Below are 16,119 nucleotides of genomic sequence, written 5' to 3'. Positions count from 1 at the left end.
TGCGAAAGGGTTCCGATGAAATCTTATAATGTTGCGGTCATTGGCGGCGACGGCACCGGGCCGGAAGTCGTCCGCGAGGCGATCAAGGTCCTCGATGTGGCGTCGAAGAAATTCGGCCTCAAACTGAATTACACCCACTTTGATTTCGGGGGCGACCGCTACCTGCGCACCAAGGAAGTCCTGCCGGACAGCTCCGTGGACGACCTGCGCAAATTCCCCGTCGTGCTCCTCGGCGCCATCGGCCATCCCGACGTGAAACCGGGCATCCTGGAAAAAGGCATCCTCCTGCGCCTACGCTTCGAGTTGGAACAATACATCAATCTTCGCCCCGTGAAACTCTACGACGAACGCTTCTGTCCGTTGAAAGACAAGGGCCCGAAGGAAATCGATTTCGTCGTCGTCCGCGAGAACAACGAAGGCCTCTACACCGGCAGCGGCGGCTTCGTGTTCAAAGGCACACCCCATGAGATCGCCGTGCAGGAAAGCATCAACACCCGTCGCGGCGTCGAGCGTTGCCTGCGCTATGCGTTCGATTACGCCCGCAAACGCAACAAGGACAAAAAACTTACGCTCTGCGGCAAGACCAACGTCCTCACCTACGCCTTCGACCTCTGGGAGCGCGCGTTCCACGAGATCGGCAAAAAGGATTATCCCGACATCACCCGCGACTATGCCCACGTGGACGCCACAACGATGTGGTTCGTGAAAAACCCCGAGTGGTTCGATGTGATCGTCACCGACAACATGTTCGGCGACATCATCACCGACCTCGGCGCGATGATCCAGGGTGGCATGGGCATCGCCGCCGGCGGCAACATCAATCCGCAGGGCACGAGCATGTTCGAGCCCATCGGCGGCAGCGCGCCGAAGTACACGGGCAAAAATGTCATCAACCCGCTCGCCGCCATCTGCGCTGGCGGCCTGATGCTCGACTTTTTGGGCGAAACCAAAGCCGCCGCCGCCATCGAAAACGCCGTCATCAAAACCGTCCGCGAGAAGCTCAAAACTCTCGCCGCTGGCAAAATGGGCCACGGCACCAAGGAAGTCGGCGACCTCGTCGCAGCTGCCATATAACGGGGTAACCGCAACGACGGGATAGCGGCCCAGTAATATTGACGCCAAGGCGTTGCCGGGGTATTTTCTCTCTCCCCTTCGTCAGCAGAAGGCCTAAGGACACAACATGAGCAAAGGATATAACGTAGCCGTTGTCGGCGCGACCGGGGCGGTCGGCGTCGAGATGATTGAGACTTTGGAGAAACGCGGGTTTCCCGTAAAGAATCTCCGCCTCTTCGCGTCCGAACGCAGCGTGGGCAAGAAGATGAAGTACAAGGGCACGGACGTCGGCGTCGAATTGCTCAAGGCCGGTATTTTTGAAGGCATCGATTTCGCGCTGTTCAGCGCGGGGGCGTCGCGTTCCAAGGAATTCGCGCATGGCGCCGCCAAACAGGGCGCCGTGGTCATCGACAATTCATCGGCCTTCCGCATGGAACCCGATGTGCCGCTCGTCGTCCCCGAGGTAAACCCGGGCGACGCGAAACTGCACAAGGGCATCATTGCCAATCCCAATTGTTCAACCGCGATCTTGCTGGTCGCGCTCTATCCGCTGCACAAAGCTAATCCGGTGAAGCGCGTCGTGGTTTCCACCTACCAAGCCGCCAGTGGCGCGGGCGCGAAGGCCATGCAGGAATTGGAAGAGCAGACCCACATGCTGTTGCACGGCCAAAAGGATATCAAAATCGAAGCGCTCCCGCAGCGCATCGCTTTCAATCTCTTCCCGCAAGTCGACGTGTTCCTCGACAATGGCTACACCAAAGAGGAAATGAAGTTCGTCAACGAGTCGCGCAAGATCATGCATCATCCGACCCTGATGATCAGCGCCACCTGCGTGCGCGTACCAGTCTACCGTGCCCACAGCGAGGCGGTGAACATCGAGTTCGAGCGGCCCATGACACCCGCCGAGGCGCGCGCCATCCTGTCAAAAGCGCCGGGCCTCCAGGTCGTGGACGATCCGGCCAACAAAAAATATCCGATGCCCATCGATGCCTCGGGAATGTATGACTGTCTCGTGGGCCGTGTTCGGCAGGATGTGTCGCGCGATGACGGCAAGGGAATCGAACTGTTCGTCAGCGGCGATCAACTCCTGAAGGGCGCCGCTCTCAACGCGGTGCAAATCGCCGAGCTGCTGGTGTAGTTGCGACGCAGAAAAGCGCTGCCGGCTGCACGATTCAATATCCGGGAGTGCCCGGCGGTCGGAACCCACCCATGGCGCCGGTGCCTTCCCAGTCCTGCGGGCGATTCCAGGGGATGGAACTGACGTTGTTTTCCTGTTGCTGTTGCGTGGTGGCGCATCCGCCCAGAAACACAACGCCGCCCGCCAAGAGTGCCCTGAGAAAAACGATGCGGATTGCGTTCACCGAAATTGCCAGCCTCGGTTAGTGGATAATGAGATCGCCCACAACGGGCGTGCCGTGCATGTATTCCGGCATAATCTGGCCGATGCAGTTGTTGGCCGCGACGGAAACCACTTGCACCTTGCCAATGAGCTTGGTGTCGCGGTAGACAAGGAATTCAGCGTTCGGCTGGACCCGCTGCGCCTGGCCGACATCCAACACGAGGAAGCCCCATTTCTCCTGCACCACCGTGACGTGGCCGCGCAGCCCGACAGGCGTGGTGGTCAGGAATTCCAACTTCTCCTTCAGCTGCACATTGTCCGCATGCAATGTCACAAGCTGTTGACCGAGAATCTTGTTCTCGTCCCCCAGGGACACGATTTTGTCGGTGAGCTTGTCGAGGTTGTCGATGTCCGTGATGCCCGCTTTGCTCAACCCGTCTTTAATCTTCGTCACCATTGCCTGCGATGCACCGAGATCAGTCTTGGCCTGCTGCAATTCCTTGTCCTTGTCCGCCATTTGCGTCTTCAGGCCGTCGGCTTCCTGCGTCTTCTGGTCGAGTGCCACCTTCGTGGTCTGAAGATCATTGGTTGCCTTCGCCAAATCGCCCTTGGTTTGCGTCAAATCATTTTGGGCCTGCTTGAGGGTGGACTCCGCTTTCGTAAGCTTGGCGGTCGTGGTGGTCAGCGAATCGTTGAGTTCCGCGATCTTGCCCAGGTGGGCTTTCTTCATCACCTGAAGCTCGTACGCGAAAAAGCCCGATCCGAGACAGGCGATGATGACAACAATGGGGGCGATTTTTCCAAGTTTATTCATAACGCGGCTTTCCTCCGTCCAGACCGTTCTCCAGAAAAGTACAGGACATCCTAGCCAAATTTCCGCTTCGGTGTCAACCACGCCTTCGGTGTGAGTTGCCTAGGGCTCCCAATCATCATGCGTCGGCCCAATCGACCGCCGCCGCGTGTGCAACCGCACCATCCCCGCCAGATCTCGCAGCGCCGTCTCCACCTCGGCCTCAAATATCTCCGCCGACGTCGTGTGCGCGCCCATGGCCTCCACCGTATGGCGCTCGGCATTGTCCGAAGTCACCACCACGATCCTGCCCTTCGACCCTGCCTGCGCCACCAATCGCTCAATCACGTCATCCGCGGTCTTCCCGCGCTCGGAAAATAAAACCTCCACCCCGTGCGTCGGTTCCTTCCCCTCGGGCTTGTGTTTCGCCGCATAACCGTCAAACACCACCGTCACGCGTCGCCGACTGTGGTCCGCGTACTGCCGCAATAATCCCACCAACACCTCCCGCCGTTGCTGCAGCGACAACTGCCGCGCCTTCCGCGCAGCAAACCTCGGCCACGCGTGCAGCACGCTATACCCGTCCACCAGTATCCAATCTGGACTCATCTGCTGTAGGTGATACCCTACGGCGTAACAGAAATGAAGCACTCCCTGATGTTGGCGATCATTTTCCTCGCGTGCATCACTGCGCGCGGAGCCACGCTCCGACTCATCCAAACAATACCGCTCGAGGGAGTCGAGGGACGGATCGACCACATGGCCGTCGACATCAACGGCCAGCGCCTTTTCATAGCCGCACTGGGAAATAATTCGCTCGAAGTGATTGATCTGCGCGCCGGCCAACGCATCCGCACTATCAGCGAACTGCGTGAGCCGCAGGGGGTCGCCTATGTTCCGGAAGCAAATCAAATCTATGTTGCCTGCGGCGGCGACGGCGTAGTCAAGGTTTACGACGCCAAATCGTTCGACCTCGTTACCACTCTGCGCGACCTCGACGACGCGGATAACGCACGCTACGATTCTGTGGCCAAATGCGTGTACGTTGGCTACGGCAGCGGAGCACTCGCAATCATCGACACCATGACGGCGAAGCATATCGGCGACATCAGGCTCGCCGGCCACCCAGAGTCGTTTCAATTGGAGCAAAAAGGAAATCGAATTTTTGTCAATGTTCCCACAGCGAAACATGTGGCGGTTGTTAACCGGGAAAAACGCGGCGTTATCGCCACCTGGCCGCTAAAGAGCGCTACGGCCAATTTTCCCATGGCGCTGGACGAGGCGAATCGTCGGTTGTTCGTCGGTTGTCGCCGGCCAGCCGCTCTCGTTATACTCGACTCCGATTCTGGCAAGGATATCGCCGCCCCGGCGATCGGGGGCGATACTGATGACGTCTTCTACGATGCAGCCCGCCGGCGCATTTATCTTTCTTGCGGCGAAGGTTTTATCGACAACATCGGGGTTGGCGACTACAAGCTGATCGAGAAAATCCCGACCGCCGCCGGCACCCGCACGTCGCTCTTTGTGCCCGAACTGAATCGGCTCTATCTCGCCGTGCCTCATCGCGGCAATCAACCAGCGGAGGTTCGTGTCTATGAAATGGATCACCCGTGAGAAAGTGAAGGTCGACCGTGTGGCGTGTCCGTGGCTCATCAAGAAATTCGTCGATCCGCAGGCTGAATTCATCTTCACGCCAGCCAATAAAGTCCTGGACGAAGCCGGGCGGCTCGGGGCGATTCCGTACGACGTGACAAACGTTGAACTCGGTCACCATGGCGAAGACGTGTCCTTCAACTCGATTCTCAAAAAATACAATCTGGACGATCCTGCATTGCAGTTGCTTGGGGAGATCGTGCGCGCCGCGGATTCGCATCCGTCAAACCCGCATCCCGCCGGCGAAGGGCTGCGCTGGGTGGCCCATGGATTCAGCGCGCTGGGATTAAGCGATCACGAAATCCTCCAGCGTGAGTTCGTCGTCTACGACGCGCTCTATGCGGAATGCCAGGAGATGATAAATCAAGGCAGGACAAAGGGTGTTTCCTCGAAGTAACCGCCTTTTTCATCCGTAACATTCCGGTAATCTCATTTGTGGCAGGATACCGTGGTTGGCCAGAGTGCCGACTCGCGGTTCCGAGGAATTCGGTCGCGAAACTCAGCTATTCCAACTGGAGGTCATGTAAGTATGCAGCTCAGGCACATTGTTTCAGGAATCGCAGCCCTCACCCTCGCCGCGGGACTCGCCGTCCGCGCATCTGCCGAAGAAAAAGGAACGACGGAGAAACAATTGCTCCTTACGGACACCCCGGCTCCAGTGCAAGCGGCTATCAAGCAGTTCGCGGGAAGCAATGCCATCGAGAAGATCACGAAAGACTCGGAAGACAACAAGGTCATCTATGAGGCGTCGGTCAATATCGGCGGCACGAAACAAGCCGTCGAAGTGTCCGCTGATGGAACAGTGGTGCGAACCGAGAAGACGGTCGGACTGAAAGACACGCCGAGCGCTGTCCAGTCCGCCATCAAAAAACTGGCCGGCTCCGGCACGGTTGATGAAGTCGTCGAAGAGACTGCCGGCGGCAAGAAAACCTACGAGGCCGCTGTGACAATCGACGGCAAAAAGAAGGAAGCCGACATCGCGGCCGACGGGACGATTCAAGATGGGGAGGAAAAGGAAGAGCACAAAGGCCACGGGGACGGCGACAAGGATTAAGCTCGCCGAACAACTCTGCGGACTCCGGATGGGTTCTGAGGCGAGATGGGCGCCTCAGAACCTCATCTTTTTGGTAACATGCCACTATGAAGGTTCTTCTCGTTGAAGATTCCGCGCGTCTTCAAATGTCGGTGGGCCGGGCCCTACGCAAGGCCGGCTACGCCCTCGACGTCACTGACAATGGGGAAGAGGGACTCTGGCAGGCAGAAGCCAACGACTACGACGTGATCGTGCTCGATATCATGCTTCCGAAACTCGACGGTCTCTCGCTGCTGCGACAGCTTCGGCAAAAGGGCAAGGGCACCCATGTCCTCCTCCTCACGGCGCGGGACACCGTGGAAGACCGCGTGCAGGGGCTCCAACTGGGGGCCGACGATTACCTTGTCAAGCCGTTCGCGCTGGAGGAATTGCTCGCCCGCGTGGAGGCCCTCTGCCGCCGCGCCTATGGCAGCAAGCAAACCCGGCTCGTCATCGCCGACCTCGAAATCGACACGTCGGCCAAAGAGGTCTTCCGCGCCGGCAATCTGGTGCGGTTGAAACCCCGGGAGTATCTGTTGCTGGAATATCTCGCCCGCCGATCCGGTGAAGTGGTCACGCGTGGCGAAATCGAAGCGCATCTCTACGACGACAGCGTGGATCCGATGAGCAACGTGGTCGAGTCTGCCGTCTGCTCACTGCGAAAGAAGATCAGTGCGCCCAACCCGGCCCCGCTCATTCACACGCGACACGGATTGGGGTATGTACTGAAGGTTGAATCGGAATGAGGACGATCCGCCGACAACTCACCTGGAAACTGTTGGTGGCGTTCAGCCTGCCGCTCGTCTTCGGGGGAATTGCCGTCTTGCTCTCCACTCGTGCCGCATTACTCGAGGAATTTGACACCGCCCTCCGTACCAGGGCGCTGGCTATCATGACAGCCACCAGGCAGAGTGGTGGGCGGGTTGATGTGGAGGTCAACGATTCGATCATGCGTGAATCTGACGAGGAAGATACCGCCGGCTTTTTCCAGATGTGGCGTTCGGATGGCACAACCCTAAAACGCTCGGCGTCGGCCCCTGTCTCTCGCTTGCCGTCCCGCCTTGGCACGCTCGACAGGCCAAAGTTCTGGGACTTAACTTTGCCCTCCGGGGCTGCCGGTCGCGCCATTGGGATCAAATTCACCCCACAAACTTCCCAGGAGGAACACCCGACGTCCGCGTCAAACGAGGTCATTCTCGTAGTGGCCTCCGATCGCGGTGAATTGAACGAAACTCTTATGACGCTCGCGTTCGCCCTGCTCGGTTGCGGCGCGGGGTTGCTGGTGATCACTTTCGTGGTGGTTCCACGCCTCTTGCGCCGCGAGTTGGCGCCGCTGGACGCCCTCGCCGACCGGGCCACGCGCATCAACGCTGATTCGCTGGCCACGCGCTTTCCCACCGCCTCGCTACCGGGCGAGTTGACGCCCATAAGCACCCGGTTGAACGACCTGCTCGCGCGGCTGCAACAGTCCTTCGAACGGGAACGCCGGTTCAGCGCGGACCTGGCGCATGAACTGCGCACCCCCATCGCGGAATTGCGCACCCTGGCCGAAGTCGCGCTGAAATGGCCGGAAACCCGTGAGGCGGCCACCGACCGCGAGGCTCTGGCGATCGCTGTGCAGATGGAGGGCGTCGTCACCCGGCTTCTGGCTCTGCTGCGAAATGAGCGTGCCCAACTGCCCGTGCTGACAGAGCGTGTCCATCTCACGCCGTTGATTGAGAATGTCTGGCGGCCCTTCGCCGAAAGGGCGGCCGGTAAGCAATTGAAAGTCACTCGCACCGTAGCGGACGAAGCCGAAGTCGAGACCGACCCTGTGTTATTGCGCTCCATCCTCACCAACCTCATGGACAATGCTGTGGAATACACTCCCCATGGAGGGACCGTGCGCGTCGAGGCGGATGTGAGGACGACTCAATTCACGCTGCAAATGAGCAATAGCTGCCGCGATCTTACCTCGGACGATGTGTCACATTTCTCCGAGCGATTCTGGCGCAAAGATGGCGCGCGCTCCGATCCGGAGCACAGTGGGTTGGGACTGTCGCTGGTAAAGGCATTCACCGAACGTTTGGGATTCCAACTCGAAGTCAGGCTTGTCGATCCATCCACCCTTTCCATCACCGTGTCGGGACCGAAATCGAACGGAGTCGCGGAAACGAACTGAACGAAGAAAATCTCACGGCCCACTGCGCCGGATCGGTGGATCGGGCCTCATTCAGTCGGGCGCACACGCACGACCTCCGCGCCGACGATGCAGACATCGTCCACAAAGCCTTGTTTGCCGGCGTACTGTTGGATATCCGCCAGCAACTCGTCGAATAGCTGACCAACAGGCAAATTGGCCCGCTGGCGTACCGCCGCCAGCAATCGATCCGGGCCATACTCTTCGCCAGAGGTACCTTCCACTTCATACAAGCCATCCGTGTAAAGTACGATCAGGTCATGTCGCGAGATCGTGCTCCGACAAAGCGGGTACTCCGATTCCTCAAACACCCCGAGCGCCGGGCCGGGCCGGCTCTTTGGGAACCGCAGCGGCTCGACCATCCCTGCCTTGCGCCGCACCAAAAAGGGGCTGGGATGTCCGGCGTTTGAGTAACGCAGTTCACCGCGCGCGAGATCAATCACAAGATAGAATGCCGACGCAAACATCGGACTGCGCGTTTGGGTCAGAATCGCAAGCAGGCGGAGATTGATCTCTGTTAGGAACTTGTCGGGTTCCGCCGCCGCCGGCAGTAATTCTTCGGCCAGAGCGCGCACCATCGCGGTCACCAGCGCGGCGCGAACGCCGTGGCCCATGACGTCGCAGATAAGCACGCCGGCTTCCGTGTCGGAAATCGGGAGCACGTCGAAAAAATCCCCGCCCACCGCGCTCGTCGGGTGATAGCGGTGATGGAACTGCAGCGCGCTTTCCGTCGCAATGGCGTCGTGCGGAAACGTCGGATAGTGTTGCGGGAGAAACGCCTGCTGGATTTCGCGCGCCATGTTGAGGTCGGTTTCCATCTGCGCATTCTTTTCGCGCAATTCGTTCGTGTAACGGGCGACCTGCTCCTCCAGCCGCTTGCGTTCGAGCGCGCTGGTAATCGCGCGCAACAACGAGGGTACGTCCAGGGAATCCTTCGGGAGGTAATCTTTTGCCCCGCTCTTCATTGCCTCGACGGCGACCGCCTCGTTGCCCATGCCGGTGAGCATGATCACCGCCGGCTGGCGCGCCAGCGGCAGACTGCGAATGTGGGCAAGCACGCTCAGGCCGTCGGCGCCCGGCAGTTTGTAGTCGAGAAGCACGAGGGTGTAGTTCCCCTGGGAGATTTCCACCACGGCCTTCTCGGCCGTATCCACCCATTTCGACGCAAACTGCAGGTCAGCGCCCAGGGTCGGGAGCAACCGTTGCAGGATCTCCGCGTACATGGGGCTGTCTTCGACAACCAGCAGGGGTACGGGTGCGGCGCTCATGGGACCGTCTTGTTCTTCGGCGGAAGCTTGGAAACTTGCAGCCAATACTGTTGGATCTCCTCGACTAACTTCAGGCAGTCGTCGAACTGCACGGGCTTGGTGAGATAACTGTTCGCGCCGACCCTGTAGCAGCGGGAGACGTCTTCCTCGCGGTCAGAAGTTGTGAGCACCACCACGGGGATCTCTTTCATCCGCGGATCCGTCTTGACCTGCTCGAGCACCTCCACCCCGTTTTTCCTGGGTAGGTTCAGGTCGAGTAAAATCAGGTCGGGACGTTGCGCCGTACCGGCTTTGGAATACTGTCCGCGCTGAAAGAGAAAGTCCAGCGCTTCCTCGCCATCCCGACAGACAGAGACGCGATTGCCCTTATGGCTGCGCCGAAAGGCTTCCATCGTGATCTCCACGTCCGCCGGGTTGTCCTCCACCAGGAGAATGTCAAACGGTGGGTGCGAGTTCGGGGCGTCCATTGGTGGTTGTTCTGGTGGCTTCCGCGGCGGTTGCGGTTGCTGTTTCCTTTAGTTCCCGTTTCGGCAGCGTGAAATAAAACGTCGTGCCCTTGCCGAACTCACTTTCCACCCAGACGCAACCACCGTGCCACTCTATCACGCGCTTCACGATGGTCAATCCAATCCCCGTCCCTTCATCGTCGCGCTGCAAGCGTTGAAAAATCTGGAAAATCTTCTCGAAGTACTCCGGCTTGATGCCCATGCCGTTGTCACGGACATGAACGACATACTCAGCCGGACCGGTCGGCGGGCCTGACTTTTCCTCACAGCCGATCTCAACAACCGGACGCGGGTTCTCATTGTACTTGATCGCATTGGAAATGAGGTTGTGAAACACCTCCGTCATCGCCGTCGCGTCGCACATGACCGTCGGCAGTTTGTCCACGCGCAAGTCCACCTTCTTCGCGTCGAGCGCATACTGCAGGTTCACGCGCACATGGATGAGCATGGCGTTGAGGCCGACCGGCGCGAACGGGTTCCGCTGGTGACCCAGGCGCGAGAACTTCAACAGGTCGTTGATCAACCGCTGCATCCGCAGTGCCGCCTTGCGGATCACGTCGACACGATGCCGCCCTTCTTCATCCAGCTTGTCCCGATAATCGTCCACCAAAAACTTGCTGAAGGCCTCAATCCCGCGTAGTGGTTCCTTCAAATCATGGCTGATTACGTAGGTGTACTCGTCCATCTCCTTCTGCGTCGCTTTCAACTGTTTCTGCGCGCGAACCAGTTTCAGCTGGGCTTCTTCCACGCGTTTGACCAGGTCATTCAGCAATTTTCCGACGTCGTTCACCTCGGCGAGATCGCTCTTGAGTTGTTCGCCACGCGATTCCCCGGCGTCCACGCGCTTCACGAAACCCAGTAGCTCCCTCAGCGAGTCCCGCACCGGTGCCGATGCGAGAAACGAGATCCCGACCGCCGCGATCACTGCCATCGCGCCAATGATCAGGTCCGTAAACACCGCGTGCATCACCGCCTGGCTCGCCGACGCTTGTCCCATCCCCAACTCCACGGTGCCCACCGACTTCAACCCGTCTTCCACGGGCGCCCTGACAATAACCAGCGATTCCGGTTTGCCTTGTCGGTACTTGGGGAAGATTTCGTGCCCGTCGCCGTCTAGAATGCGGACGAAAAGGATCTCCTTGTCCGGATTGATTGACTCCACGGCCCGCGCCATTGTGGAAATATCGTTGCTCGCCACGGCGGAAGAGACGAACTTGGCCAGGGTTTGCACGGCGATCTCCCCGCGACGCTGGATCACCTTTTGCTGCTCGTCCAACTCCCGCCAGAGGTGCGCCGCCGTCATGACCACGACTGTCGCAAGGGTCACCGTGGCCATCCAGGCGGCGTATTGGACTTTGACGTTGTACTTCGAAACCATCCGCACTCCCATTGCGAGCGTTAGCGCCGCGTAATATTGTCATCCCCGTTCCGCCAAACGTCAAGCCAACGGTCGCTGTTGATGGCCAATATCTTACCGCACCGCACCATCACCCAACCGTCGCCCGACGCACAGAATGCAAGAAGAGATTGAACGTTGTGCGGTTCTTTGTGTCACAAAGCACGAAGGATATCGTCGCCATGCAACTGGAACACGCCGAACACACGCTGGAAACCATTCGCACGCTGATGGACCGCAGCCAACGGTACGAACACCTCTCGGGGTACTCGGGCTTGCTGGCCGGCGGCACAGTTCTTCTCGGCTGCACCGCGCTCGGTCTGAACCTGTTGCCGTTTGGCCCGCGCCTCGATTTTGCAGCGGTCTGGAGCGCTGTTTTCGCCATTGCGTTTGCCGGTCACATGGTCGTCACCTTCGGGCGCGCCCGTCAACGCGGCGAACCCGTTTGGTCGCGTCAGGCGCGTACCGTTCTGCTGGCCGTGCTCCCGAGTTTTGCTGTCAGCCTGGCGATTACCATCCTGATGTGGCGGCTTGACCGACTCGATCTGTTGCCCGCGCTTTGGCTGCTGCTGTACGGTTGCGGCGCGCTTGCGACCAGTTTTTTCGCGCCCCGGTCGATCGCCTGGTTGGGCGCGACCTGTCTGGCAATGGGGATCTTCAGCTTGGCAGCGCTGCCGGGCCATGCAATATTGACCATGGCGGCTGGCTTCGGCGCCACTCACATCGGCTTTGGCGTCGGGGTCCTCGTCGCCGAAAGACGCGAAGCGCGCGCACGCGTCTTCTGGAGGCAGGTGGAACGCCTGGCCGCTTTGAGCGCGACGGAATAAGAGTGATCACCATGGCAGACAAACTCGGCAAATTGAATCCGACGAAACTGGCCGCCGATCGTGAGGCGTTCGATAAACTTGAGCCGGCCATCCACACCAAGGCGCGCCTAGCCATCATGTCCGTCCTCGCGGCCAACGAATCGTTGTCCTTCACGGAACTGCGCGACGGGCTGCAACTAACCGACGGCAATCTCGCTGCGCACCTGCGCGCGCTCGTTGACGCGGGCTTGGTTCGCCTGCGCAAGATCGGCAACCCGAACAAACCGACCACGGCGGTGTCGCTTTCCCCTGCTGGTCGGAGCGCCTTCACGCGCTATCTGGAAGGCTTGGAACACATTGTGAAACGTCATCGCTGAACCGCCACACTCCCTTTTTTTGTGTAAGATACTTTGTGATACAAAGCAAAAGGAACATTCGATCCCATGAATACCGCCGACTGGCTCGCTTACTTCCGCCAAAACCAACTCGACCGTCGCGGCATCGCGTGGCACGAAGGCATTCATCTTGACCCGCGCATGCATAAGCCGCTGGCCCGCTCTCTCGCCCGATTTCAATTGGGCGAAAGCTCGAATGGAACACGCTTGCTGGCGGCAGCGCGACGGCTTTCCGAAAGAACCGGCGATCCGTTCTACCCCCGGACCATCGCCCTGTTCATCGCCGAGGAGCAGGAACACTCCCGCCTCCTCGCCAAAGTCCTGCAACAAATGCGGGCCCCGCTCCTGCCGCGGCACTGGACGGACTCGCTCTTTCGGCGTTGCCGTCATCTGCTGGGATTTTACGAGGAAATCTCGGTTCTGCTAATGGCGGAAATCATTGCCCTGAAATATTACGGTGTCATCCGCCAGCGGTGCCGGGCGCCGGTGCTGGAAATTGTCTGCGAACAAATCCTCGCCGATGAAAAATTCCACGTTCGGTTTCATTGCGAACGTCTGCGCCAGGTGATTGCTCCACGGTTTTGGCTGATCCGCGCCGGCTGCTGGGTGATGCTGTCCGCGATGTTTGCCGGGGCCAGCACTGTCGTGGCTTGGGACCATCGTCAGGCCTTCGCCGCCCTGGGAAGTTCCTCCGTCGAGTTTCTCCGTGATTCGTGGCTGAACTTTTTCGCCGCCCGCAAAGCCATTTTCGACGGCACCCCCTTCGCCCGTGACGCCGCTGATCAGGTTCCCACCGCCGCATCGCCTGCGACCCTGGTACACGTTGCTCACTCCGTCGTTGAACCCCATCTGACGGGCGCGCCTCGACATTTTACGCGATGAGGACTATCCTTATGGCGCTGAAACACAATGAAAATCGTGAAGCTACAAGTGGAGGGTATGTCCTGCGCGAGTTGCGCGAAAGCGGTTGAGAAGGCGCTTTGCGCCGTAACAGGTGTGGAAAAGGCGACTGTCAATTTCGTTTCCAAGACCGCCACTGTCAACACGCAAGACATACTGACGAGCGAATTACCCCTGATCGACGCCGTCAAGCGTGCAGGGTATAACGCCCGCCTTCCCGTTCGTGATCGCGAAGCTGAAGAGAACCGTGTCGCGCGCCGCGACCTCATCAAGGTCATCGCCATTGGCACGCTGTTGGTCATCGGATGGGTTTTGGGCGCAACCAAGCTAGCGCCCTCGACCGTTGCTACCGGGCTGGTAATCATCGCGCTAGTTCTCGCCGCGTGGCCGATCTTCCTCCGCGCCATCAAGGCGTTGCTCGGGAAACGGCTCGATGCGGATGTACTCGTGGCCATCGCCGTCATCGCCGCGTCGTCGGTTGGCGAATTCGTGGCGGCGGCCGAAGTTGCCTTCATCATGTTGCTCGGCGCGCAACTCGAGGAATACACCATCCGCCGCGCCCGGCGTTCGCTGGGCAGTCTGCTTTCGTTGGTGCCGCCGACCGCGCGCGTGAGACGCGATGGGAAGGAAGAGGAAGTTGCCGCCACGGAATTGCGGGTGGGTGACGTCGTGGTGGTGCGCGCGGGCGAACGCATCCCCGTGGATGGCGTCGTGCAAAGCGGCATGGCGTCCGTGAACCAGGCGCCCGTCACCGGCGAAAGCATGCCCGTCGACCGCAGCGAAGGTGATGAAGTATTCGTCGGCACGCTTGCGGAAACCGGTGCCCTGATCATCGAGGCCCGGCGTGTGGGCGAAGACACGACCCTGGCTCGTATCGCCCAACTCGTCGAGGCGGCGCAGCAACGCGAAGCACCGATCCAGCGGACCCTCGACCGTGCGGCGGGTTGGCTCGTACCAATAATGCTGACGCTATCGGCGCTCGTTTATTTTTTCTCGCACGACGTGGCGAGGGCAATCACGGTGTTGATCGTGGCTTGTCCGTGCGCCTTGATCCTGGCCACGCCCACCGCTGTGATGGCCGCGATTGCCCGCGCGGCCCGTGCCGGTGTGCTCATCAAGGGTGGACAATACCTGGAAGCCACGGCACGCCTGCATACCATCGTGTTCGACAAAACCGGCACACTCACCAGCGGCCAGCCGGAAGTCACGCACATCAGCCGATTCGACGACCATAGCGAAGCCGAACTCGTCCAGATGGCGGCTGTCGCTGAAAAAATGAGCGGCCATCCCGTCGCCCGCGCCATCATGCGCAAGGCATCCGCGCTCGGTCTCGTGACCGAGGACCCGGCGACCTTCGAAGCCCATCATGGCCGCGGCGTGGTCGCTGAACGCAACGGCCAGAAGCTCGTCGTCGGCCAGTCAGTATTGATGGATGATCAATCCATCGTGATGAGCGACGCGCTCCACACGCACATGGACGAACATCATGATGAAGGTCACACGACCATCGTCGTCGCCCACGATGGCGAAATCTGCGGCACCATTTGCGTCGCCGATACCGTGCGCGCCCGCGCCGACGAAGCGATCAGTGACCTGCGCAAAATGGGTATTGAGAAGGTCGTCATGCTCACCGGTGACAACAAACGCGTGGCCATGCAAATCGCCGGAAAATTGGGCATCGATGAAGTAAAGGCCGACGTGTTGCCGGAACAAAAGGCCGCGCACATCGAATCATTACGGCAAGTCGGACGCTTGGGGGGCGTCGCCATGGTCGGGGACGGCATCAACGACGCGCCCGCCCTTTCCGTGGCCGATGTCGGTATCGCGATGGGTCTGGGCGGCACCGACGTGGCCCACGAGGCCGCCGATATCGCCCTGATGGCCGATGATCTCTCGAAAATCGCGTTCGCCGTCGGCCTGAGCCGGCATACCTTGCAAATCATCAAGCAGGGATTGCTCTTCGCGCTCGTCTACAACGTCGTGATGGTCACCACCGCCGCCAGCGGCCACCTCCACATGATCGGCGGCGCCATCGCCCACCAGTTCAGCAGCGTCCTCGTGATCGTGAACGCAATGCGGTTGTTGCGATATAAGTAAGGGGTTTGGTACCCGCTGCTCAGTCTTCCACCTTACTCGCAACACTGATTTGCGAGCATGACCGTCTACGCCGCCGGTTTCTCCCGCACGCGGATGATCATTCGCTTCATGCCGGCCTCGTCGCCCTCGCCTTCGCTGACGGCTTCCAATTCCCGGTCCCTCTCCATGTGCAGGTGGATGACGCGGCGGTCGAAGGCGTTGAACGGACCGATCTTCACGGCGTCGCCCCAGCGGCGGACATTGTCGGCGGCTTCGAGGACTTTCTTGAGAATGTCGTCGCGCTGGCGCTCGCGGTAGCGCTCGCAATCGACCGTCACGCGCGGGGCCTCGGCGCTGGCGCGCTGGAGGATGCGATTCACCAGGAACTGCAATTGGCTGAGGGTCTGGCCGTGTTTGCCGATCAGGCGGCCGGGTTCGGCGGTGGCAATGTGCAGCAACGTTGAACCATCCATCGTCAAAACTTCGACTTTAGTGTGCAGGCCAAGGCCGTCGAGCATCTTCTGCAGAACTTCGCGGGGATCAAGCGGCGGACCGGAGGGGACAGGTGGACTGGATGAGGCCGGAGTTTCCGTTTCCATGTTTGGGCTCCTGTGTTTTTGAAGCGTTCGGCCCACACCCTGCGGGGTCGGCTACGACGCCTCGTAATGTCGAGTTGCGCGCTATTC

18 protein-coding genes are annotated in these 16,119 nt (G+C 59.8%); 11 read left to right on the top strand and 7 right to left on the bottom strand.

All coding sequences use genetic code 11. The features are described from left to right. The first annotated feature begins 15 nt into the window (after positions 1-15). Positions 16-1,074 (top strand): 3-isopropylmalate dehydrogenase, encoded by a 1,059-nt coding sequence (locus VNL17_11160; GenBank protein ID HXI84632.1) that lies wholly within the window; start codon positions 16-18, stop codon positions 1,072-1,074. A gap of 106 nt (positions 1,075-1,180) precedes the next feature. Next, complete coding sequence (locus VNL17_11155; GenBank protein HXI84631.1) at positions 1,181-2,191, top strand: aspartate-semialdehyde dehydrogenase; 1,011 nt, start codon at positions 1,181-1,183, stop codon at positions 2,189-2,191. 34 nt (positions 2,192-2,225) lie between these two features. Here VNL17_11155 and VNL17_11150 read toward each other — a convergent pair whose 3' ends face one another. The 3 genes from VNL17_11150 to VNL17_11140 all read right to left on the bottom strand — a co-directional run bounded on the left by VNL17_11150 (position 2,226) and on the right by VNL17_11140 (position 3,791). Then, the gene (locus VNL17_11150) at positions 2,226-2,414 is read right to left on the bottom strand and encodes a hypothetical protein (GenBank protein HXI84630.1); all 189 of its coding nucleotides are present in this window, start codon (positions 2,412-2,414) and stop codon (positions 2,226-2,228) included. A gap of 18 nt (positions 2,415-2,432) precedes the next feature. Further along, positions 2,433-3,206, bottom strand: a complete 774-nt coding sequence (locus VNL17_11145) for a hypothetical protein (protein ID HXI84629.1) — start codon at positions 3,204-3,206, stop codon at positions 2,433-2,435. Positions 3,207-3,305: 99 nt separating this feature from the next. Next, positions 3,306-3,791 carry an NYN domain-containing protein gene (locus VNL17_11140; protein HXI84628.1) on the bottom strand — a complete coding sequence of 162 codons (486 nt, stop codon included), beginning with the start codon at positions 3,789-3,791 and terminating at the stop codon, positions 3,306-3,308. Positions 3,792-3,941: 150 nt separating this feature from the next. Between VNL17_11140 and VNL17_11135 the strand changes: the two genes are divergently transcribed. The 5 genes from VNL17_11135 (at position 3,942) to VNL17_11115 (ending at position 8,068) form a co-directional block, all read left to right on the top strand. Next, positions 3,942-4,796: a hypothetical protein gene (locus VNL17_11135; GenBank protein HXI84627.1), complete on the top strand. Its 855-nt coding sequence runs from the start codon at positions 3,942-3,944 to the stop codon at positions 4,794-4,796. After that, a complete protein-coding gene (locus VNL17_11130) occupies positions 4,777-5,232 on the top strand; it encodes a chromate resistance protein ChrB domain-containing protein (protein HXI84626.1) in 456 nt (151 codons plus the stop codon). The genes VNL17_11135 and VNL17_11130 overlap by 20 nt, the downstream gene beginning before the upstream one ends. A gap of 132 nt (positions 5,233-5,364) precedes the next feature. Beyond that, complete coding sequence (locus VNL17_11125) at positions 5,365-5,889, top strand: hypothetical protein (protein HXI84625.1); 525 nt, start codon at positions 5,365-5,367, stop codon at positions 5,887-5,889. An 86-nt stretch (positions 5,890-5,975) separates the two neighbouring features. Beyond that, positions 5,976-6,653, top strand: coding sequence for a response regulator transcription factor (locus VNL17_11120; protein HXI84624.1), 678 nt, complete (start codon positions 5,976-5,978; stop codon positions 6,651-6,653). After that, on the top strand, positions 6,650-8,068 hold the full coding sequence (locus VNL17_11115; GenBank protein ID HXI84623.1) for an ATP-binding protein: 1,419 nt from the start codon (positions 6,650-6,652) through the stop codon (positions 8,066-8,068). The genes VNL17_11120 and VNL17_11115 overlap by 4 nt, the downstream gene beginning before the upstream one ends. Positions 8,069-8,115: 47 nt before the next feature. On the opposite strand, the gene VNL17_11110 is transcribed toward VNL17_11115, so the two are convergent. From VNL17_11110 to VNL17_11100, 3 genes are read right to left on the bottom strand one after another with little or no spacing between them, the layout of a single operon-like run. Next, positions 8,116-9,354, bottom strand: coding sequence for a SpoIIE family protein phosphatase (locus VNL17_11110; GenBank protein ID HXI84622.1), 1,239 nt, complete (start codon positions 9,352-9,354; stop codon positions 8,116-8,118). Then, the gene (locus VNL17_11105; protein ID HXI84621.1) at positions 9,351-9,821 is read right to left on the bottom strand and encodes a response regulator; all 471 of its coding nucleotides are present in this window, start codon (positions 9,819-9,821) and stop codon (positions 9,351-9,353) included. The genes VNL17_11110 and VNL17_11105 overlap by 4 nt, the downstream gene beginning before the upstream one ends. Next, the gene (locus VNL17_11100; GenBank protein HXI84620.1) at positions 9,790-11,238 is read right to left on the bottom strand and encodes an ATP-binding protein; all 1,449 of its coding nucleotides are present in this window, start codon (positions 11,236-11,238) and stop codon (positions 9,790-9,792) included. The genes VNL17_11105 and VNL17_11100 overlap by 32 nt, the downstream gene beginning before the upstream one ends. 200 nt (positions 11,239-11,438) lie before the next feature. On the opposite strand from VNL17_11100, the gene VNL17_11095 reads away from it, so the two are divergent. The 4 genes from VNL17_11095 to VNL17_11080 all read left to right on the top strand — a co-directional run bounded on the left by VNL17_11095 (position 11,439) and on the right by VNL17_11080 (position 15,454). Further along, the gene (locus tag VNL17_11095) at positions 11,439-12,083 is read left to right on the top strand and encodes a hypothetical protein (GenBank protein ID HXI84619.1); all 645 of its coding nucleotides are present in this window, start codon (positions 11,439-11,441) and stop codon (positions 12,081-12,083) included. A gap of 11 nt (positions 12,084-12,094) precedes the next feature. Beyond that, the gene (locus VNL17_11090) at positions 12,095-12,439 is read left to right on the top strand and encodes a transcriptional regulator (protein ID HXI84618.1); all 345 of its coding nucleotides are present in this window, start codon (positions 12,095-12,097) and stop codon (positions 12,437-12,439) included. 66 nt (positions 12,440-12,505) lie between these two features. Next, positions 12,506-13,339 (top strand): ferritin-like domain-containing protein, encoded by an 834-nt coding sequence (locus VNL17_11085; protein HXI84617.1) that lies wholly within the window; start codon positions 12,506-12,508, stop codon positions 13,337-13,339. A 36-nt stretch (positions 13,340-13,375) separates the two neighbouring features. Further along, entirely contained in the window at positions 13,376-15,454 is a 2,079-nt protein-coding gene (locus VNL17_11080; protein ID HXI84616.1) for a cation-translocating P-type ATPase, read from the top strand. A 65-nt stretch (positions 15,455-15,519) separates the two neighbouring features. On the opposite strand, the gene VNL17_11075 is transcribed toward VNL17_11080, so the two are convergent. Further along, positions 15,520-16,032, bottom strand: coding sequence for a KH domain-containing protein (locus VNL17_11075; GenBank protein ID HXI84615.1), 513 nt, complete (start codon positions 16,030-16,032; stop codon positions 15,520-15,522). Positions 16,033-16,119 lie beyond the last annotated feature (87 nt).

The sequence above is a fragment of the Verrucomicrobiia bacterium genome (assembly GCA_035577545.1).
Taxonomy (GTDB): Bacteria; Verrucomicrobiota; Verrucomicrobiia; order Palsa-1439; family Palsa-1439; genus Palsa-1439.
This window is presented reverse-complemented; position numbering and strand designations above follow the sequence as displayed.